The sequence below is a fragment of the Aquirufa antheringensis genome (genome assembly GCF_004307425.1).
GTDB lineage: Bacteria > Bacteroidota > Bacteroidia > Cytophagales > Spirosomataceae > Aquirufa > Aquirufa antheringensis.
In genome coordinates this window covers 94,556-114,588 of record NZ_SEWZ01000002.1, presented here as the reverse complement: position 1 = coordinate 114,588, position 20,033 = coordinate 94,556, and the positions used below count along the sequence as shown (strand labels likewise).

The following is a 20,033-nucleotide window of genomic DNA, read 5'->3' as shown; positions in this document are numbered from 1 at the left end:
GTTTGAACTAAAATTAGGTAATTTAGGATGCGAAATTAGTGCTAAAAAACAATAAGATGAAAAAGATCTCGAAAATTACGGTAATTGTGTTGAGTATCATCACGAGCGCTTTTCATTTTTCGTGCGGAAGTGCCGGCGAGAAAAAGGAGGCAGGATTAAAAAAACAAACAACTAAGATGGATCAGAAATTAGACAAAATAACGTTTGGAGCAGGATGCTTTTGGTGTGTGGAGGCGGTGTTTCAACGTGTGAAAGGGGTTAAGTCCGTGACTTCGGGCTATATGGGCGGTAAGATTAAGAATCCAACCTACCGCGAGGTTTGTTCAGGACTAACGGGTCACGCAGAAGTATGCCAGTTAGCGTATGACCCGAAGGAAGTGGATGTGGCGACGTTGTTGGAGATTTTTTGGCAAACACATGATCCTACGACCTTGAATAGACAAGGGGCGGATACGGGCACGCAATACCGTAGCGCGGTGTTTTTCCATACGCCCGAACAACAGAAAGAAGCAGAGGCTTGGAAGCAAAAGTTGAATGCGCAACACGTTTTCCCTAATCCGATCGTTACGGAAATCACGCCGGCATCGGAATTTTACGTGGCGGAGGATTACCACCAGAATTATTTCAATGAGAATGGGACGGAGCCTTATTGCCAAATCGTCATCAAACCTAAGATGGATAAGTTCCTGAAAGCGTTTAAATCTAAATTAAACTAGAATCCTCCTTTGTCGTAAAAACTGCGCCTGCGAGACAGTTTTAAGTCCTGTAAGAGCGTAGATTTTACGCGAAGGTCAAAGGAATAGTTGCTCGCGCGTCCATAAAATGGGCTCGCGATAGGCGTCCAGTTGAAGTTCATTTCCCAGCAATGCAGGTCGCGGTGCACGGACATATTCGTGTAAGTCAAGCCTTTGTACTTAAAGTCAAAGCCAGATGTTACAGAGAATTTCCACTTTTCCGAAAGACTTATGTCCCCTTGGAAGCTTAAGCCACTGATGTTTTGGGGCGAGGCTAAACCCGTCCTATTCATGCTGTATTGGTAGGAGAAGGAGAAATTCCAAGGCACATTCCAGTCGACATAGTCGTCTAGGTTTCGGTTAATTTGATTCATTTGAGCCTCACTGGCGTTTTTGTTCTCTTTTGGCTTAGGCTTTCCAGCTGAGAAACGACGGCCGATGGAGAAATTGAAACCTTGTAAACGGGCTAGACCCGCTCCTTGGCTGAACATATAGTCCGGCGTTCTGCGTCCGATGTCAAAAAACAAGGGGTCGGCCACATACAAATAGGGGTCAAAACTGCCGCCCATATTGATGTCAAAATCCTTCACGCGCGAGGCCAGGTTAAAGCCGATATTCGACAGCGCATATTCTTTCGCAAGTAGATTATAGCTTCCATTAATGCCAAAGTTATCCAGGATACGCACCTTCTCCGTGAGCACGCTGGCCGTGTCTGACTTGGTTTTTAACTTCGCCTCGAGCGTATTTTGGAACCCAAAAGAAACGGCCCCAGAAGCTCCCCCATAACTCATCGTGCGCGGGTCAAAGGTGCTAATGCGGCGTATATCCCCTATCTGTTCTTTCCCCTCCGTATTGATGAATTTACGATTGTTAATCCGCACATCTTGGTAATACCCGAAACTCGGATCTGAATAATCTGGCGTATAGCTCAAACTAACCGATGGGACTAACGTATGTCTAATGGCCTCTAAACGGCCTTTTTTGAAACGCAAGGTTCCGAACAAACGCGTGTTCATACTCGCAGAAAAGGCGATCTGAGAATTGAATTTAGGCAAACCTCCCACCGTATCGATGCGCACAGTTGAATCCGCCGCCACGTAGGTGTATTTGTAGGAACGTGTGTACATATTTCCCGACCAAGAAACCCCAGGCGTCAGGTTAATGTGTTTTGTTAACTTCAAATTAGGCAAGGCTAAAGGAATACTGTAATTGAATTTTGTCTGCGCCTTTTCCCATAAAATAGGCAGGGTGCTCGCATCTACCGGAATGACCCCTGGCGGTACATCGTCGGCTCCTGTAGGAATAAAGGGCTTTTGGATGGTTCCCCGCAAGGAATTGGAAGAACGAGGATACACGTCGAATTCATATCGCGTGTACGGATCACCCACTTGATTCGTCATCGAAATACCACCCGAGAAGTCTAAACCAATCCGGAACTGATCAATGAAGCGATCCCCCAGCGAATTTTTCTTTTTGAAGGGTTGGATCTGGTTAAGGCCAAAGTTAAAATCTGTTCCCGCATCAAACACCCGAGTACTCGTGTTTTGGTTGATACGCAGGTTAATGCTGGTGCGGACGGTTTGGCCAAAATTCCGAGAGTACTGAACAGACGATCCAATCGTATTCGAAAGGTATTGCTGGGTATTAAAGGAGTTGTATTGATTATACGAGTTCGAGGCGACGTTTACCGAGGCAGAAAAGCTCGAGTTTCCTACACTTCTAGGGGCATGCGACCATTGCAAAGCGAAATCGGTTCGTTTTGTGGGGGCAAACTCATCCCCATTACTATTCCGATTAAAGGCTAAATTAAAGCTACCCGTATAGCGATAGCGTTTGTTGTATTGCGAATTAGCGCCTAAACCCCAGCCACCTTTGGAATAAATTTGGCCTGTAAAGCGAATTCCAATGTTTTCACTCGCCGCCCAATAATACCCGCCCTCTCTCAAATAGAAACCACGTCCATTGGGCTCCTCGCCATAAGTAGGCATAATAATCCCAGATTTTCCTGCCTCTTTCGGTTGCGAATAGGGGAAAAACCCAAAAGGCAAACCAATGGGTAAGGGAATGTCATTTAATTCAAAGTGAAAAGGCCCGGAGATGATCTCTTTTTTACCCACGACTTTGATTTTGCTCGCCTTGATGTGAAAGTGTGGATGCGTTAAATTACAAGTGGTGTAGATGGCATTTCGAATATACAGGTTCTCATCTTCGTCTTTTTTTACGTTTTTCCCCTGCACAAAGCCCTCGCCTTGTTGGGTTACGATGCCTTTAATGATGGCTCGTTTGGTCTTAAAATTATAGCGTATTTCGTCTGAATCGTATTTGTCGCTGCCCTGCAGAAAAACGGGCAACCCAATCATTTTCTTCGTCAGCGTATCTTGAGTTCCGATGGCGTAGACCTCGTTTTTTGCCCAGTCTAGGCGGATGTAGTTGGCTTCGAGGGAGATTTCTCCGTATTTAACTTTGGCACCCCCATACAGATTCACCACTTGCTTGTCTGCGTCTAAAATCGTAGAGTCTACGGCAGAATAGAAAACGGTCGTTTGCAAATCGGCAGCCGTGTCCTTCGGAATAGACTTTTGTAAAGTATCCGTCGAGATTACCCGCTGTGCCTTAGCCTCAGAAAGAGAAGCAAAAAGGACAAGCAGGGTAATAAAAAGGTAATATGTGGATTTCTTTACCAAATGGAATTTAAAAATTATATTTGTACTTATTAAATACAAGCCTACAAAATTACATCTTTGCTTGTTATCAACGTGTAACAATTAGAAAATAATGTTTAATCAGATAAAATCTATCGGTTTATTTTTTTCGTTGGGTTTATTGCTGACTGCTTGGACGCCTAGCGGCTTTCAGAAGGGAGACATTAAAAATCGAATAAAAATCGTTTGCCTCGATGCCGGTCATGGGGGAAAAGATCCGGGCTGTTCTGGCCCTAAAGGCTCACACGAGGGACTAGTGACCTTAAAAATCATCTTAGAAGTGGGTAAAAAGCTGAAAGCGGCTCATCCAGACCTAAAAATTATTTATACCCGCGATACCGATACATTTATCGAATTAAATGAACGGGCTAATATTGCAAACCGCAATAAAGCTGATTTATTTATCTCCGTGCATTGCAATGCGGCTGTGAATAAGAATGCTTACGGAACAGAAACCTACACGATGGGTTTGCACAAGACGGATGGTAATTTGAACGTAGCAAAGCGTGAGAACTCCGTTATCTTGCAAGAGAAGGATTACCAAAAGACCTATGATGGTTTCGATCCGAACTCCCCTCTAGCCCACATTATGATGGCGAATTACCAAAGTGCCTTCATGGCGAGCTCGGTCAAATTCGCGTCGAAGGTGGAGGAGCAGTTTTCGAAAACGTATCAAAGAAAGAGTTTTGGGGTGAAGCAAGCTGGATTTTTAGTGATCTGGCGCACGGCCATGCCCAGTGTATTAGTAGAGACGGGATTTTTAACGAACCCGGAGGAAGAGCAATATTTAGCTTCTGAAAAAGGACAAAGCGAGGTGGCAACAGCTATTGCGACAGCATTTAGAGCGTACAAAGAAGAAATCGAAAAATAGATACGATGTTCCAAAGCAATGAATTAAAAGTAGGGTTTTTGGCATTGTTAGCCTTCTTAATCCTCTATTTTGGGTTTAATTTTCTGAAAGGAAACGATGTGTTCTCGTCTTCCCGCATTTATTATGTAGAATATGAAAATGTGGATGGCCTCATGGTCTCGAACCAGGTAATGGTGAATGGAATTGAAGTGGGTAAAGTGAAGAAAGTCGAAATTCAGCCGACTAAGGCCAATAAGATTTTAGTTACACTTCGGTTTAGTCAAGATATTGTTATCCCAGATAAAACAGTTGCCGTCCTTTCTGATGGAGCCTTGTTAGGAGGAAAAATCATTCGTTTGCGTTTAGAAGGAAAGGGGAATTTAGCGGAGGAGTCCTTTTTAAAAGGGGAGACTGAAGTAGGAGTAACGGCCTTGTTAAAAGAACGGGCGATTCCCGTGATCGCTAATGCGGATTCACTTTTAGTTTCTTTCCGCCAAATTTCGAACAAATTTGATCACACCGGCACGTATTTGAATACCTTGTTGAAAACATCGAATGAGACGGTTTCTAACATCAATGGATCTGTCAATGGTATCGTGACAGATAACCGGGCGAATATTGCGCAGATTTCTGCGAATATGAAGACCTTGTCTACCGACCTGATGGAGACGGAAAAACAATTGCGTCCGTTGTTAACGAAGTTTAATACGGTGGCGGATTCCTTGAATGCCTTGAAGATAGGCAAGACGTTGAAAGAGGTGGATGCGACTGTGCATTCGTTAAAGAAGATTGTACAAGGTTTAGAACGTGGGGAAGGTACCGCAGGTAAATTGATTAAGAACGATAGCCTGTACCTAGGCTTAAATAAAACGCTCATCGATCTAGACAAGCTATTGCTTGATTTTAGATTGCAGCCGAAGCGTTATATCGGCATTTCTGTTTTCGGAAAGAAAAACACCCCTCCATCTAATTAATCTATGTCTACGATTCAAGTGAAAATTACAGCCAGTCCTGAGCTGTCTGATATTTTAGTCGCTGAGCTAGGCGAAATTCAATTCGATATTTTCGAAGATTCGGAGTCTGGGGTGATTGCCTATTGTCCGGAAGTGGATTTCTCTGCGGAGGCGTTAACGGAAATAATGTCCCGTTATGGTCTAGAGACCTACGAGACGAATCGCATCGAGAAGCAAAATTGGAATGAGGTGTGGGAGAGCAATTATGATCCCATTCGCATTGAGGATTTAGTCTTGATTCGCGCGAGTTTTCACCCCTCTGAGCCTGGATTTCAGATGGAGGTGGTGATTAATCCTAAAATGTCATTTGGCACTGGCCATCATGAAACGACTTCGCTGATGACGAAGGCTTTGTTCGACGTGGATTTGACAGATAAAAGCGTGTTAGATGCGGGTACAGGCACGGGTCTTTTGGCTTTTGTGGCCAAGAAACGAGGGGCTGGATTTGTCCGCGGATTCGATATCGACGAATGGTCAGTGGAAAATTCAATCGAGAATGCAGGATTGAATGGCTGCGAGGAGATTCCTTTTGGTTTAGGTACCATCACTGACGAAGATGAAAGGGAATACGATGTCTTATTAGCAAATATCAATCGCAATATCTTATTAGCCGAAATGGCCGATTACGCCGCGCGCATCAAGCCTGGCGGACTACTTTTCTTAAGCGGTTTCTACACGGAAGACATTCCACTTTTACTGGAATCCGCTGAAAAGCAGCAACTTAATTTTATCGCGCAAGCATCAAAAAACAACTGGGCTTGCTTGCAATTGAGAAAAAAACCTTAATTTTAAAGGTTTGACTCTTGTAATCCGAGAAATCGGGTGTTTTTAAAATGAAAATCTCTCCTAACAAACCTTTCCAGGTTGTTTATTCTTTATTGTCTCATGAATGCCTCGGATATTTATTCGACGTCTTTGTCGTGCAATTAAATGAGAAGGGTCAATTGACCTGGGAGTACCAAACGCTTACTTCCCGGAACTTCCACGAATTTGAACACGCTTTAGACGATCGCGATCGCACGGCAGTGGGTTTGATTGAGAGTATGAAGCCAGTCGCAGTTTTTGAAAAATTCAATACCTCGAAGCGTAAGACGATGGAGGAATTCTTTTTGAAGACTTGGGACGCGGAGAAAGGCGAGAAAGAAATTCAAGAGGCAGTGATGTCCGTGATTGAGAAGAAGAGAGGTCAAGTATTTGGCTTAATTTGTCCTGAAAAGACACTTTTCATCATGGGGAATGATGGCAATCCGATGCGTCAATCCGTTCAAATCGAGGCGGAGGCCGTGGATGTTTTGTTCCACTTTATGCGCAACGACGAGAATACGCATTATTTCCCTACCCTAAAATACCTAGGCAATAAACTCGAATTTCAGTACAAAGACGCGGTCGTTTTATGCGATGATCCGGCTTGGATGCTGATGAATCAAAAGCTATATCACTTTAATCCAGAACTAGAAGGCAAGAAATTGCGTCCGTTCTTGAACAAGAAGTTTGTCGCGATTCCCAAGAATATGGAGGAAGATTACTTCCGAAAATTCGTGAAGGCGATGGTGGCGCGTTACCCCGTACACGCGAAAGGATTCGAGATTACGAATACCGAAAAACCGGTTCAATTCTTACTTTCTTATGGCCCTACGGCGCCTAAAATCGAGGACGAAGAGACCCTGAAAAAGAAGGCGGCACTTGAAGCAGCAGACCGCTGGAACTTTGTACTATCCTTTCAATATGGCAATAACCGCTTCCCTTGGGACGGTTTATCGTCTGAGGCGAACGTGCTTTTCGAGAAGAAAGGCGATAGTTATGCCTTCCAGAAAATTATGCGCTCCCACGTGAAGGAAAAGCGTGCCTTCCAACAGCTGAAGACTCTAGGGTTAAAGATGGAAAACGATGGCCGCGCCTTTATGCAACGCGGGGATGCAGTTCAATGGTTAACGGCGAACAAAGAAGCGCTGGATCAAGCTGGTTTTGTCGTTCAGTTCAAAGGCGATGGACAGGCGCCACGCTATTTCTTAGGAAAGCCAGAAATTAAGATTCGCATTGGCGAAAAACTGGATTGGTTTGACATTCAGGCGGTGATTTCGTTTGGGGAGTTCCAAATCTCTTTCTTGAAAATTCGCCAACTGATCTTACAAAAGAAGAAAGAATTCCATTTGCCGGACGGTTCCATCGCGATGATTCCGGACAATTGGTTCCACGATTACCAAGACCTATTTTACTTCTCTGAGACGCGTCCAGGAGAAGAGGGCGTGTTCTTGCGTCGCCAGCATTACCAATTAGTGCAGGAATGGGAGAATCAAGATTTAGTCAAAACCGCATTAAGAGCTAAAACGATAAACGATTTAGCGCTTGAGGCGAAGGAATACCCGGTGCCCAAGAACTTCAAAGGCACCTTGCGTCCGTATCAATTAGAAGGCTACCGCTGGATGCGTACACGTCAGGCGGCAGGTCTAGGCGCTTGTTTAGCCGATGATATGGGTCTGGGTAAAACCGTACAGACGCTTTGCTTATTGCAGAGCTTGAAAGAGCAGGGCGAGACCTTGCCTACCTTGCTCGTAATGCCTACGTCCCTTTTGTATAACTGGGAGATGGAGGCGAAGAAATTTACGCCACAGTTACGTGTTTTAGTGTACAGCGGTCCGCAAAGAGAGAAATTGCAGGCACAAATCGGGAAAGTTGATTTGATTCTATGCTCCTTCGGGATGGTCCGCTCGGACATCGAATGGTTCGAAAAGCAAGCGTTCTCCTATGTGATATTAGATGAGTCGCAGGCGATTAAGAATCCTTTGGCCAATATTACCAAAGCCGTTCAAAAATTAAATGCGAAATTCCGTCTGGTGATGACAGGAACTCCGCTAGAGAATTCGACGATGGATCTTTGGTCCCAAATGAATTTCGTTAATGCTGGACTGCTAGGTTCTCAACGTTATTTCAAAGACCATTTCCAATTGCCTATCGAAAAGAAGGCAGATATGGAGAAGAAAAAACGACTTTATTTCTTAATTAAGCCCTATTTATTGCGCCGCGAGAAGCGTCAAGTAGCCGCTGATTTACCAGAAAAAATGGAGTCAGTGACCTATTGCTCGATGACCGAGGAACAAGAGCGCTTGTATGACAAGACGAAATCGTTCTACCGTGACGTGTTACTGAAGCAAATCAAGGACGAAGGCTTGCAGAAATCGCGTTTCTCTGTATTACAAGGTTTGACGAAATTACGCCAGCTCGCGAACCATCCATCGTTATGCGAGGAAGGCTATGCAGGAGATTCGGGCAAAATGGAGGCCGTGTTAGAAAAATTAGAGACCGTTTTAGAGCAGCATCACAAAGTGTTGATCTTTAGTCAATTCGTTCAGCATTTGAACTTGATTAAGACTGCCTTAGAGGAACGTGAAATTCCGTATGCCTATTTAGATGGAAGTACGGTGGACCGGAAGGGTCAAGTAGAAAGTTTCCAAAAAGAAGACGGGCAATCCGTTTTCCTTATCTCCCTAAAAGCCGGTGGGGTAGGTCTTAACCTAACTGCCGCAGATTACGTGTTCTTATTAGATCCGTGGTGGAACCCAGCGGCAGAGGCTCAGGCCATTGACCGGGCTCACCGCATCGGCCAAAAGAAAACCGTATTCACCTACAAGTTCATCTCGAAAGAAACGGTAGAAGAGAAGATCCTTGCCTTGCAGCAACGCAAAAAGGATCTAGCCTCCGAGTTAGTGACTTCTGATGAGAGTATCCTACGCGCCTTGAGCGAGGATGAAGTACTCGATTTATTAAGCTAGAATTTTAACCAGGATGTTTTTCGCCACTTCATGACTGATGAAGATGGGCGAAGCGTCGTTAATGGAAACGAAGATCGATCGATCGAATTCGTTGATCTCCTGGATGTCTAGTTTTGCTCCTAAACTCAAATTCAGTTTGGTTAGCAATTGCAAGAAGACTGCCGAATCCTGTGCCACCCCCATTAATTTGCAGGTTTTAGTAGCTTTGATATCGGAAAGATGGGAATAGGCTAATTCAGGGAGAATTCCTTCTTTATTCGGGATAGGGTCGCCGTGCGGATCGGTCTTCGGAAAACCGAGGTATTCGTCTAATTTATTGATTAATTGATCCGATTCGATGTGCTCGAGCTGTTCGGCGATTTCGTGCACCTCGTCCCAATTAAAGCCCATTTTATCCACTAAGAATACTTCCCAAAGTCGGTGCTTGCGCACAATCGACAACGCAATTTTCTCTCCCTCTACACTTAAACGAACGCCTTGGTATTTTTGGTAATTCACCCAGCCCTTTTCGGCTAATTTACGTAACATATCGGTCACCGATGCCGCTTTTGTTTGCATCAATTCCGCTACGGCGTTCGTAGAAATGTCCTCCGAAGTTGCCTCTGATAGGCGGTGGATAACCTTTAAGTAGTTTTCTTCTGTGAATGAAATGGCCATAAGGTAAAGGTAGTAAATTTATTTTTTAGGTTAATCTAAAAATTATTTTTAAATTGTACAAAATTCTTACCTATGTCGAGTCCTTGGCGTTCTAGTCCTAAAATGAAATCCCTCTCTGAAGTGTTTGGGACGATTCCTGTACCCACAGGAAATGGATTTTGGAAGAATTTACGCGCTTTTATGGGCCCTGGGTTTTTAGTGGCGGTAGGTTACATGGATCCAGGCAATTGGGCGACGGATTTAGCGGGAGGAGCCTCTTTCGGATATACCTTGTTATCGGTTATCCTCGTTTCGAGTATTTTTGCGATCATTTTACAGCATTTAGCTTTAAAGCTGGGCGTCGCTTCCGGACGGGATCTCGCGCAGGCCTGCGGGGATGCCTTTTCGAAGCCGGTCGCCATTTTCCTGTGGCTTGTCTGTGAGATTGCCATCGCCGCCTGTGATTTAGCGGAGGTGATTGGGTCAGCTTTGGCGCTTCAATTACTCTTCGGCATACCTATTTTGGCCGGGATCGTGATTACGATTTTAGATGTATTTTTGATATTATATTTCCAAAACAAAGGATTTAAAGTCATCGAATCCATCGTTTTATCCCTCTTAATCGTCATTGTTTGCTGTTTTGCTTACGAGTTATTTATCTCGCAACCTTCTATCGCAGGAATCCTAGGCGGCTTAGTTCCACAAACTTCCGTGGTGATGAATCCTAGTCAATTGTACGTGGCTATTGGTATTCTAGGGGCAACGGTGATGCCACATAATCTGTACTTGCATTCGAGTATTGTACAAACACGTGCCATCAAGGATACGGACGAAGACAAGGCTAAGGCGATTAAGTACGCCACTTGGGATTCGACGCTATCTTTAGGATTAGCCTTTTTTATTAATGCCGGGATTTTGATTTTAGCAGCGGCAGCCTTTCACGGAAATAACCTACAACACGTCGCGGATATCCGGGATGCGTATCAATTATTAGACCCCGTATTGGGCAGTCAATTAGCGAGTATTTTGTTTGCCGTTGCCTTATTAGCCTCGGGCCAAAATGCCACCTTGACAGGTACGCTAGCCGGTCAAATCGTGATGGAGGGATTCCTCGATCTGCGCATTGCCCCTTGGCTAAGACGTTTGATTACCCGTTTAATCGCCATCATTCCGGCTTTTTTTATTACCTGGATCTACGGAGAATCGAAGATAGGGGAGCTGTTAGTCTTCTCTCAAGTGGTACTTTCGATGCAGTTAAGCTTTGCCGTGATTCCGCTGGTCTTATTCACCGGGGATAAACAGAAAATGGGGAAATTCGCGAATTCATCGCTTTTGCAAGGAACTGTTTGGGTGATAACTGCGATTATTTTAGGCTTGAATATGTACTTGCTGGCGCAGGTTTTAGGATTCCTTTAAACCAAGTATCGTCACCTAAGTAATCAATAGCTCGCCATTTCACAGGCAGTTTAGGTTCAGGGATTCCTTCTTCAAGTGTTTTGGGACTTCTGATTTTCCAAACCTCATCCACCAGTCCATCCGCAAACAACATTTCCATCGTTTTCGCGCCGCCTTCCACTAGGATGGATTGAAGAGCTAAGGCAGCTACTTCTGCTGATGAACGCAAGACGATTGTTTCTCCTCCATCTGTTAAGACTTTAGCGGTGGAAGAAATTCTGCCGGAAGGATCTAACACGATTCGAACTGGGTTCGCCCCTGCTACTAAACGTGTGGTGAGTGAAGGGTCGTCATGGATGATGGTTTGGACGCCCACTAAAATTCCTTGGTGTTCAGCGCGCATTTGATGCACGCGAATCGCGGATAATTCGTTCGATAGCTGAACGGGCGCACCTGCGGCGCCAGCGATGAATCCATCGGCACTAACCGCGTATTTGAAGGTAATATAAGGCCTTTTCAGGCGGTGAAAGGTAAAGAAGTGCCGGTTAATCCATTCGCCTGTTTCAGCCAATAAACCGATGTGGCAAGTGATACCTGCAGCCTCCAGTTTCTCGACTCCTTTCCCTGCTACGAGTGGATTAGGATCTAGGTTTGCCATGTAGACAGTGGAGATGCCAGATTGAATCAGTAAATCAGCACAAGGAGGTGTTTTGCCAAAATGGGAGCAAGGCTCCAAGGTTACAAAGGCCGTCGCGCCTTCTACAGATTCCGAGCAGGAACGTATCGCATTCACCTCTGCATGAGGACCACCATACTGTTGGTGATAACCTTCGCCTAAGATGCGGTTATCTTTGACAATCACACAACCTACTAAAGGATTAGGGGCAACGCTCCCTGAGCCTAATAAGGCTAGGTCAAAGGCGCGTTGCATCCAAATTTCTTTATTCGGCATGTACTGGTTTGCGGTTACTCGATAAATAACTGTAAATCGCTGGAATGATGTACAAGGTCAGCGTAGTAGAGAATAACATACCACCCACTACGGCGATACCCATTGAAACCCTACTTTGAGATCCCGAACCTAAGGCCAAGGCGATCGGTAAAATACCTAAAATCGTACAAAGCGAAGTCATAATGATAGGACGGAAACGAGCAACTGCGGCCTCTTGTACCGCCTGTGTTTTTTCCAAACCGCTTTCCTTGCGCTGATTCGCAAACTCCACGATTAAGATACCGTTTTTCGTCACGAGGCCTATGAGGACGATGATACCGATTTGGGAGAAGATATTCAACGTTTGGCTGAAATCCCAAAGGGTTAATAACGCTCCAGCTACCGCTAGGGGCACTGTGAACAAGATGATAAATGGATCGACGAAGCTTTCAAATTGAGCTGAAAGGATCAAATAGATCAATAAAATCGCCAGAGCGAAGGCGAAGAGTAGGGAAGAGCTGGACTCTTTGAATTCCTTACTTTGGCCATCGTAAGCGGTAGAGAAGGAAACGTCGAAGGTCTCTTTCGCTAATTTATCCATTTCGTTCAATGCCTCTCCTAAAGTCACCCCTTTCGCCATCTGCGCCGTTACCGTAGCCGCTACGTAGCGGTTATAACGGAAGAGTTGGGGAGGCGTACTCTGCTCTGTAATCTTCACCAAGTTATCCAATTGAATCAAATCCCCCCGGTTGTTTTTTACGTACAGGGACTTCAAATCAGAAACGTCATTCCGCATCGGACGGTCGATCTGGCCGATGATTTGGTATTGCTTTCCGTCCATGACGAAGTAGCCAAAACGTCTGCCCGAAAGCCCTAATTGCAAGGTAGTTGCCACATCTTGTATGGAAACGCCTAGGTTTTGAGCTTTATCGCGGTTGATTTCTAAACGCAATTCAGGTTTTGTAAACTTCAAGTTCACGTCTGCCATTTCGAACTTCGAACTCTCCCTCACTTTGGCCATAAACAACGGAATATTCTTCTTCAAACTCTCGAAAGTAGAAGCTTGAATCACGAAGGCTACCGGCAAACCACCTCCACCGCGTTGTCCCGTAGACAAGGTCGGTTCTTGGATCAAGGTCGCCCGGGCACCAGTGAATTTCTTGATTTTAGGTTGAATGGCATCCGCAATTTGTTGCTGCGTTCTACGTCCTTCTGGATCCGCTAAAATAACGCGCATAGTTCCCGTATTTGAACCACCATTCCCAAAAGGAGGGGATGTAATCGAGTAAACAGCATAACGTTCGTGCGCCGGAATGTCCGTCATCAAGAACTTCGCCATTTCATCGGTGTAGTTCAACATATACTCAAAAGTCGCGCCTTCTGGGGCCGTTGCACTGACACGCAATCCCCCTCTATCCTCTAAAGGAGCTAATTCAGAGGGAATAGCTTCGAATTTAAACAGGGCGTAAATAATGCCAAATAAGGAGAACATGATCACCCAAGCCATCCAACGAATCTTAATAAAGGCCGCTAATGAGTCTTCATATCCTTTCGTTAAAGCAACAAAGAAGGGCTCCGTAACGGTGTAGAACCAAGGTTTTGTATGACTTCCTTTCAATAAACGCGAACTCAACATAGGTGTCAACGTCAACGAAACGAAGGCCGAAATAATCACGGATCCTGCCACCACAATTCCGAACTCCCGGAATAAACGTCCCGTAATTCCTTGCAAGAAAATCACCGGTAAGAATACGGCTGCGAGTGTAACGGTCGTCGAAATGACGGCAAAATAGATCTCTTTTGATCCTTCTACGGCGGCTTCCCACGGGCTGAGTCCCTCTTCGATTTTGGTGTAAATATTCTCTAAAACCACAATCGCATCATCCACCACAAGTCCGATGGAAAGCACAATACCTAATAACGTCAACACATTGATAGAGAATCCCGCTAAATACATAAAGAAGAACACCCCAATCAAGCTGACCGGAATGGCCGTTAATGGAATGATCGTCGATCTCCAATCCCGCAAGAACAAGAAGATGATAATCGTTACCAATAAAATCGCGGTGAAGATGGTTTCCTCCACCTCTTCAATCGATTTACGCACATATTTCGTGTTGTCAAAACCTTCCTTCATCTCCACATCCGCTGGCAGAGTCAAGCGAATTTGCTCCACTTTCTTGTGGATGGCATCTACGATTTGGATTTGGTTCGAACCGGGTTGTGGAATCACCGCAATGGAAATCATCGGCTTCAAATCCCGCTTAAAGAATGTTTTGTTGTTTTCTGGCGATAGTTCTGCTCTACCTACATCAGAGAATTTTACCGAACGATCACCCTCTTCTTTGATAATCAAATTATTGAAATCGTCCTCTGTGGTCATGCGACCTTGCGTTCTCACGGTTAATTCCGTATTCGTTCCTTCGATACTTCCGGAGGGTAATTCGATATTTTGTTTGGCTAAGGCATTCACGATATCAGGCGCCGTCAAACGGAAAGACGCTAAGCGTTCCGGATCAATGTGCAATCGCATCGCATATTTCTGCTCTCCCCACAATTGGACGGAACTAACGCCTGGAATCGTTTGGAATTTTTCCTTGATATTACGTGTGGCTAATTCGTTTAAGGATAATAAATTTCGAGTAGCCGAGAAAACGTTGATGTTGTAAATCGGACTTGCATCCGCATCAGCTTTCGCTACGATGGGCGGATCCACGTCTTTCGGCAATTGCCCCATCGCACGCGACACGCGATCACGCACATCGTTCGCTGCATCTTCGATATTGACCGAAAGATCAAATTCCACCGTAATACTCGAACGGCCATCGCGACTCGAACTAGATAGCGTACGAATACCGGCGATACCATTAATCGACTCCTCTAAAGGTTCCGTAATCTGGGATTCGATGATGTCCGCATTCGCCCCGGTATAGGAAGTTTGCACGTTGACCACCGGCGGATCCACCGATGGGTATTCCCGGACTCCTAAATAGGTGTATCCGATGATTCCAAATACGATAATCGTAATGGACATTACGATTGAAAGTACCGGTCTTTTAATACTAATCTCTGAGAAAGATGCCATTGTTAGCTTATTTTACGACTTCTTTAATTTCTACATCGCCATCTGGTTTCACCTGAATGATCCCGTTCGTAATCAAAGTGTCACCTATCGCTAGGCCGTCTAAGATCTCCACTGTTTTGTCACTTCGTGTACCTAAAGTCACTTTCGTAGACACAGATTTGCCATTTTTAACCACATATACTTTGTTCCCTTTTGCTTCAGGAATCACCGATTCTGTAGGGATCATAATCGCCGACCCTTTTGACTTCAGGATTAAATTTACCTTCGCGAAGGCACCAGGAACTAATTGATTTCCTGGATTAGGTGCTTGTGCACGGATCTGCAAGGTTCTTGTTTGCGGATCGATTTTAGGGTCAATGGCATAGACACGACCGATGAAGTTTTTCTCTTCATTCTCTGTCACAAACTCGATGGTGCCACCATTTTTCACTTGCGTGGCATATTTTGCAGGGATCGAGAATTCGATTTTAGCGGGGTTCGTGTTTGTTAAAGTCGCTATTTGCGTAGATGGAGAAATATAACTTCCCATACTTACGTAACGGAAACCGATTTTTCCAGCAAACGGCGCGCGCAAAGTGGTTTTTAAGATCTGCGCTTTTAAGTCTTCGATATCCGCCGAAATCGTATTGACCGAGTTCACCGCAATATCATATTCCCGTTGTGAGATGGCTTCTTTTTGAAGTAAAACTTTCTGGCGAGCCTCATTATCCTCCGCTAATTTCTTATTGAATCCTAGTTTGCGAAGACGCGCTTGTAAATCATCGTCGTTAATGCGTAGTAAAACGGTGCCTTTGGCCACCACATCCCCTTCTTTGATGTTGAGTAAAATGATACGCCCCGCAATTTCAGAACGAATTTCAACTTCTTCATTAGGCAAAATAGAACCTGTCGAACTGATCATATCATCCAAACGCGTCGATTTCACCACAGTCACAATGACTGCCGTTTTGCCTCCCTTTCCACCTGGGCCGCTTTTTTCTTTGCCTTTCTCTTTGGTTTCAGCGGAGAAAAAAGTCTTTTTGATTTTGGGATAAAAAGCCAAGCCTACAATGAAGGCGATGGTTAAAATCGACAGAAGCGTTTTTGTAATTTTATTCATAGATACTAGGTTTTCATACTAAGGTAATCAAATCCGAGGAAAGGCTTACCCTAACTTATAGGCTTATATTTTTAAAGAATTCGAAATCCAGGGCATAAAGTGCTCATTCTCTACTTCGTTCATCACGAAATGGCTTTGCGCATTGCCAATGTTTTTAATGCTGGCGAGTTTATGCAAAATAAATTCGCGGTATTCATCCATATCTGCCACCACAATTTTCAAAAGAAAATCGCTGTGTCCAGACACACAATAGCATTCTTGTACCTCCACTAACTGCATCACGTCCTGTTCGAATTGCTTCAAGTAGTCTGCCGCATGTTCTTTCAGAGAGATGTCACAGAAAACGGTTAAGGTTTTACCTAGTTTTGCTGGATTAATCATCGCTCGATAGCCCGTGATGACGCCCTCTTTTTCCATGCGCTTGATGCGTTCGTGGATAGGCGTCGCACTCATCCCTAGGCGTGTGGCCATTTCTTTGTTCGAAAGAAAGGCGTCCTCGTGCAAAAATGCGAGGATCTTTTTATCGATGTCATCTATTTTTGCCATGAGTTCCTTTTTCTAACACGAGTCCGATTGAAACCATTCCTGCTAGGGTGTCCACGCGCATAGCTTGTTCTAATTGAATTTGGTATTTACCCTGCTTAGGAAACGATAAAGCTGGATACACGAGGAATTTTTTCTCGTAAATATCGCCAAAACCGGCGCCTTTCGGCTTCCCCGTTGTAGGGTCATATAAGATGGCTTCGGCTAAACCTTTTTGAAGGGTTTTTCCTTTTGCATCTACTACACTCGGGCTAAAATAGAGGTTATAGAAGGGGTAGGCATTATTTTGTCGTACCACTACATAGACAGCATAGCTCATTGTGGAGTCCGGAACCTCTACCTCAAAGCGGATGGGTTGCTTTTGAATCCATCCCACTGCTTCAAATTTAGCCGTCTCATCTAAGGCAATTTTCGGATCACCACAAGCCGTCACCATCAGGGTGCAGAGGGCGATTATCCCGAGGCTAAGCTTCAGGGGTAGGCGCTGCACCATCTCTTGGAGGTCTTGGTTTAAACTTCTTTTTCTTCTTGAATGGTTTAGGCGTGGCTGTTCCGCCATCCGCTGCTGGAGTTACTCCCTCCGGACGTACTTGTCCTTCCGGACGAGGTGGTCTTGGCGGGCGATTTTCGCCTTCCGGTCTTGGTCCACGTTCCGGACGTGGCCCTCGGTTTTGTCCCTCTGGACGAGGTCCACGGTTTTCACCTTCCGGACGAGGTGGTCTAGGTGGGCGATTTTCCCCTTCCGGTCTTGGTCCACGATTCTGTCCCTCTGGACGAGGTCCACGATCAGGACGAGGTCCGCGATCTTGCCCTTCAGGGCGTGGTCCACGATTTCCTCCATCGCGATTTCCTCGATTGTTTCGGTTGTTGCGATTGCCGGATTTTACCCCACCGTATTTCTTGTCCATCCGCTCTAAATCAGAGTTTAGCTCAGATACCGTAGGTTTTTCTACCGCTGGAGCATCTGGATTCAGATCCTCAAACGACTCAGGAATAATCCCTTTCTTATTTAAATCAACAATTTCTGCCACGCGATCACAGCTCACCGGAATCCAGATAGCCTCTTCGCCCACAATCCCGAACCACATCATGCGCTTGAAAATGTCCGTCTTTTGCAAGATGGCCTCTCCTCGTTTTGTTTTTAAGCGGCCTTCAATGGTAGGGATGCTCTTTAAGGCATCCATATAGGTCTCTAGTTCGTAATTCAAGCAGCATTTCAAACGTCCACATTGGCCACTTAATTTGACTGGATTCAATGATAGATTTTGGTATCTAGCCGCTGAAGTAGTTACGTTCTTGAAATCAGATAACCAGGTAGAGCAGCATAATTCGCGACCACAAACCCCGATTCCGCCTAATCTACCCGCTTCTTGACGAAGAGAAATCTGCTTCATTTCGACGCGAATCTTGAATTCTGTCGCTAGAAGCTTGATTAATTCACGGAAATCGACGCGGTCTTCAGACGAATAGTAGAAGATCGCTTTGGCCCCATCGGATTGGAATTCCACATCCGAAAGTTTCATGTTTAGCTTTAGGTCGCTGATGATTTGACGACCACGGTACATCGTAGGTAAATCACGAGCCATTGCTTGCTCGTGCTTCTCGATGTCCTTTTCTGTGGCTAAACGGAAGATATTTTTGACCTTATCGTCGTCTTTGATATTCTTCTTCAACAATTGAAGACGAACGAGCTCGCCCTGTAAGGAAACCGTTCCTAATTGAGTTCCGCTGCTGGAATCGACCATGACAGCGTCACCTGTATGCAGTTCTAGTTGATCTACATTCCGGAAATACTCTTTTCTGCCTCCTTTGAATTTCACCTCCACGATGTGAAAGCGCTGAAAAGAAGGGACGTCTAAGTCTGACAACCAGTCAAAAACGTTCATTTTATTGCAACCACCTGAGCCACAACCGCCATTACTTTGACAGCCTTTTACCTCTCCGCTTGCGCTGGTAGAGCCACATGACCCACTGGAACACGATTTACATGCCATATCTTAATACATCTAATCCGATGTCTCTTCTAAAGTTTTTACCTTCGAATTGGATGGTTTGAGCGGCCTTTTGTGATTTCTGGATCGCTCTTTCCAAGGTATTCGAAGTTCCAGTCAGCGCCATAACACGGCCACCACTGGTGATAATATCGCCGTCTTTTGACGTCGTACCTGCGTGGAAAACGATGGCGTCTTCCACTTTTTCAACCCCTGTTAACACATCGCCTTTGCGGTATTCCTCTGGATATCCGCCCGCCACTAACATCGTTGTTACGGCGTATTGGTCCAAAATGGAAATCGTTTGTTCGCTCAGCGTGCCATTGGAGGCTGCAATTAGCAAAGATAGGAAATCTGATTCGATTCTAGGTAAAACCACCTCCGTTTCCGGATCTCCCATTCGTGCATTGTACTCGATGACATAGGGCTCGCCTTCGTGGTTCATTAAACCAATGAAGATGAAACCTTTATAGTCTATATTTTCTGCTTTCAAGCCTTTTACTGTCGGTTCGATGACCTTTTGCTTCACTAATTCCATGAATTTTTCATTCGCAAAGGGAACGGGTGAAACGGCGCCCATACCACCCGTGTTCAAGCCTTCGTCGTTTTCTCCGATGCGCTTGTAGTCTTTCGCCTCCGGTAAAACCACATAGTTTTCTCCATCTGTTAACACGAAAACGGATAATTCGATTCCGCGTAAGAATTGTTCGATCACCACTTTAGAACTGGCATCACCAAACTTTGCATCCAATAGCATTTCGTTCAAGGCCGTCTCAGCTTCCTCTAAAGTCAGGGCAATAATCACCCCTTTTCCAGCCGCTAAGCCGTCCGCTTTTAATACAATCGGTAAAGATTGTTGCTGTAAATAGGCTAATCCATCAGCGATCGTGTCCTTCGTGAAAGTTTGCGATGCGGCTGTTGGGATGCCGTATTTGTGCATAAAGTTCTTTGAGAAGTCTTTGCTTCCTTCGATTTGGGCACCTTCTGCGCCTGGTCCCACGATTCCTACGTGTTGCAGGTCAGCTTGTGATTCGATGAAATCACGCACCCCTTTTACTAAAGGCTCTTCTGGGCCCACGACCACTAAACCGATATCATGTGTGCGGATTGCTGTAGCGATCCCTTCAAAATCGGTTACGCCGATGGCTAAATTAGTGCCGCATTGTGCGGTTCCCGGATTACCCGGTGCAATGTATAAATTACCTAGGATAGGGCTTTGGCTAATCTTCCAAGAAAATGCGTGTTCACGGCCTCCAGCACCTAATATTAAAACGTTCATATACT

15 protein-coding genes are annotated in these 20,033 nt (G+C 45.1%); 6 read left to right on the top strand and 9 right to left on the bottom strand.

Going from position 1 to position 20,033, the window contains the following annotated elements:
- Window positions 1-56 precede the first annotated feature (56 nt).
- Window positions 57-716, top strand: a complete 660-nt coding sequence (gene msrA, locus EWU21_RS03425) for a peptide-methionine (S)-S-oxide reductase MsrA (RefSeq protein ID WP_130895410.1) — start codon at window positions 57-59, stop codon at window positions 714-716.
- On the opposite strand, the gene EWU21_RS03420 is transcribed toward msrA, so the two are convergent.
- Window positions 713-3,418, bottom strand: a complete 2,706-nt coding sequence (locus tag EWU21_RS03420; RefSeq protein ID WP_130895409.1) for a putative LPS assembly protein LptD — start codon at window positions 3,416-3,418, stop codon at window positions 713-715. The genes msrA and EWU21_RS03420 overlap by 4 nt on opposite strands.
- Before the next feature lie 91 nt (window positions 3,419-3,509).
- On the opposite strand from EWU21_RS03420, the gene EWU21_RS03415 reads away from it, so the two are divergent.
- Genes EWU21_RS03415 through EWU21_RS03400 form a run of 4 tightly spaced genes read left to right on the top strand, consistent with a single transcriptional unit; the run spans window position 3,510 to window position 9,069 of the window.
- Entirely contained in the window at window positions 3,510-4,307 is a 798-nt protein-coding gene (locus EWU21_RS03415; protein WP_130895408.1) for an N-acetylmuramoyl-L-alanine amidase family protein, read from the top strand.
- Window positions 4,308-4,312: 5 nt separating this feature from the next.
- Window positions 4,313-5,260 carry an MlaD family protein gene (locus EWU21_RS03410; protein ID WP_130895407.1) on the top strand — a complete coding sequence of 316 codons (948 nt, stop codon included), beginning with the start codon at window positions 4,313-4,315 and terminating at the stop codon, window positions 5,258-5,260.
- A gap of 3 nt (window positions 5,261-5,263) precedes the next feature.
- Window positions 5,264-6,085 carry a 50S ribosomal protein L11 methyltransferase gene (gene prmA, locus EWU21_RS03405; RefSeq protein WP_130895406.1) on the top strand — a complete coding sequence of 274 codons (822 nt, stop codon included), beginning with the start codon at window positions 5,264-5,266 and terminating at the stop codon, window positions 6,083-6,085.
- A 47-nt stretch (window positions 6,086-6,132) separates the two neighbouring features.
- The gene (locus EWU21_RS03400) at window positions 6,133-9,069 is read left to right on the top strand and encodes a DEAD/DEAH box helicase (protein ID WP_130895405.1); all 2,937 of its coding nucleotides are present in this window, start codon (window positions 6,133-6,135) and stop codon (window positions 9,067-9,069) included.
- On the opposite strand, the gene EWU21_RS03395 is transcribed toward EWU21_RS03400, so the two are convergent.
- Entirely contained in the window at window positions 9,061-9,726 is a 666-nt protein-coding gene (locus tag EWU21_RS03395) for a metal-dependent transcriptional regulator (protein WP_130895404.1), read from the bottom strand. The two genes, EWU21_RS03400 and EWU21_RS03395, sit on opposite strands and share 9 nt — an antisense overlap.
- 72 nt (window positions 9,727-9,798) lie before the next feature.
- Between EWU21_RS03395 and EWU21_RS03390 the strand changes: the two genes are divergently transcribed.
- Window positions 9,799-11,121 carry an Nramp family divalent metal transporter gene (locus tag EWU21_RS03390; RefSeq protein WP_130895403.1) on the top strand — a complete coding sequence of 441 codons (1,323 nt, stop codon included), beginning with the start codon at window positions 9,799-9,801 and terminating at the stop codon, window positions 11,119-11,121.
- Here EWU21_RS03390 and ribD read toward each other — a convergent pair.
- The 7 genes from ribD to purD form a co-directional block, all read right to left on the bottom strand.
- Window positions 11,069-12,052, bottom strand: a complete 984-nt coding sequence (gene ribD / locus EWU21_RS03385) for a bifunctional diaminohydroxyphosphoribosylaminopyrimidine deaminase/5-amino-6-(5-phosphoribosylamino)uracil reductase RibD (RefSeq protein WP_130895402.1) — start codon at window positions 12,050-12,052, stop codon at window positions 11,069-11,071. The genes EWU21_RS03390 and ribD overlap by 53 nt on opposite strands.
- Complete coding sequence (locus EWU21_RS03380) at window positions 12,042-15,116, bottom strand: efflux RND transporter permease subunit (RefSeq protein WP_130895401.1); 3,075 nt, start codon at window positions 15,114-15,116, stop codon at window positions 12,042-12,044. Before EWU21_RS03380 ends, ribD begins: the two co-directional genes overlap by 11 nt.
- A 7-nt stretch (window positions 15,117-15,123) precedes the next feature.
- Window positions 15,124-16,215, bottom strand: coding sequence for an efflux RND transporter periplasmic adaptor subunit (locus EWU21_RS03375; RefSeq protein ID WP_130895400.1), 1,092 nt, complete (start codon window positions 16,213-16,215; stop codon window positions 15,124-15,126).
- Window positions 16,216-16,278: 63 nt separating this feature from the next.
- A complete protein-coding gene (locus EWU21_RS03370; protein ID WP_130895399.1) occupies window positions 16,279-16,761 on the bottom strand; it encodes an Lrp/AsnC family transcriptional regulator in 483 nt (160 codons plus the stop codon).
- Window positions 16,745-17,251 (bottom strand): gliding motility lipoprotein GldH, encoded by a 507-nt coding sequence (locus EWU21_RS03365; RefSeq protein WP_161566467.1) that lies wholly within the window; start codon window positions 17,249-17,251, stop codon window positions 16,745-16,747. Before EWU21_RS03365 ends, EWU21_RS03370 begins: the two co-directional genes overlap by 17 nt.
- Window positions 17,223-18,752 (bottom strand): PSP1 domain-containing protein, encoded by a 1,530-nt coding sequence (ricT, locus tag EWU21_RS03360; RefSeq protein ID WP_130895397.1) that lies wholly within the window; start codon window positions 18,750-18,752, stop codon window positions 17,223-17,225. The genes EWU21_RS03365 and ricT overlap by 29 nt, the downstream gene beginning before the upstream one ends.
- A complete protein-coding gene (purD, locus tag EWU21_RS03355; RefSeq protein WP_130895396.1) occupies window positions 18,742-20,028 on the bottom strand; it encodes a phosphoribosylamine--glycine ligase in 1,287 nt (428 codons plus the stop codon). Before purD ends, ricT begins: the two co-directional genes overlap by 11 nt.
- Between the last annotated feature and the right edge of the window lie 5 nt (window positions 20,029-20,033).

Excerpts from the sequence above, each read along its gene's own strand:
- EWU21_RS03375 (WP_130895400.1), bottom strand. The coding sequence starts at position 16,215 with ATGAATAAAATTACAAAAACGCTTCTGTCGATTTTAACCATCGCCTTC.
- ribD (WP_130895402.1), bottom strand. The coding sequence starts at position 12,052 with ATGCCGAATAAAGAAATTTGGATGCAACGCGCCTTTGACCTAGCCTTA.
- EWU21_RS03380 (WP_130895401.1), bottom strand. The coding sequence starts at position 15,116 with ATGGCATCTTTCTCAGAGATTAGTATTAAAAGACCGGTACTTTCAATC.
- EWU21_RS03395 (WP_130895404.1), bottom strand. The coding sequence starts at position 9,726 with ATGGCCATTTCATTCACAGAAGAAAACTACTTAAAGGTTATCCACCGC.
- msrA (WP_130895410.1), top strand. The coding sequence starts at position 57 with ATGAAAAAGATCTCGAAAATTACGGTAATTGTGTTGAGTATCATCACG.
- purD (WP_130895396.1), bottom strand. The coding sequence starts at position 20,028 with ATGAACGTTTTAATATTAGGTGCTGGAGGCCGTGAACACGCATTTTCT.
- EWU21_RS03400 (WP_130895405.1), top strand. The coding sequence starts at position 6,133 with ATGAAAATCTCTCCTAACAAACCTTTCCAGGTTGTTTATTCTTTATTG.
- EWU21_RS03410 (WP_130895407.1), top strand. The coding sequence starts at position 4,313 with ATGTTCCAAAGCAATGAATTAAAAGTAGGGTTTTTGGCATTGTTAGCC.
- EWU21_RS03390 (WP_130895403.1), top strand. The coding sequence starts at position 9,799 with ATGTCGAGTCCTTGGCGTTCTAGTCCTAAAATGAAATCCCTCTCTGAA.
- ricT (WP_130895397.1), bottom strand. The coding sequence starts at position 18,752 with ATGGCATGTAAATCGTGTTCCAGTGGGTCATGTGGCTCTACCAGCGCA.
- EWU21_RS03365 (WP_161566467.1), bottom strand. The coding sequence starts at position 17,251 with ATGGTGCAGCGCCTACCCCTGAAGCTTAGCCTCGGGATAATCGCCCTC.
- prmA (WP_130895406.1), top strand. The coding sequence starts at position 5,264 with ATGTCTACGATTCAAGTGAAAATTACAGCCAGTCCTGAGCTGTCTGAT.
- EWU21_RS03415 (WP_130895408.1), top strand. The coding sequence starts at position 3,510 with ATGTTTAATCAGATAAAATCTATCGGTTTATTTTTTTCGTTGGGTTTA.
- EWU21_RS03370 (WP_130895399.1), bottom strand. The coding sequence starts at position 16,761 with ATGGCAAAAATAGATGACATCGATAAAAAGATCCTCGCATTTTTGCAC.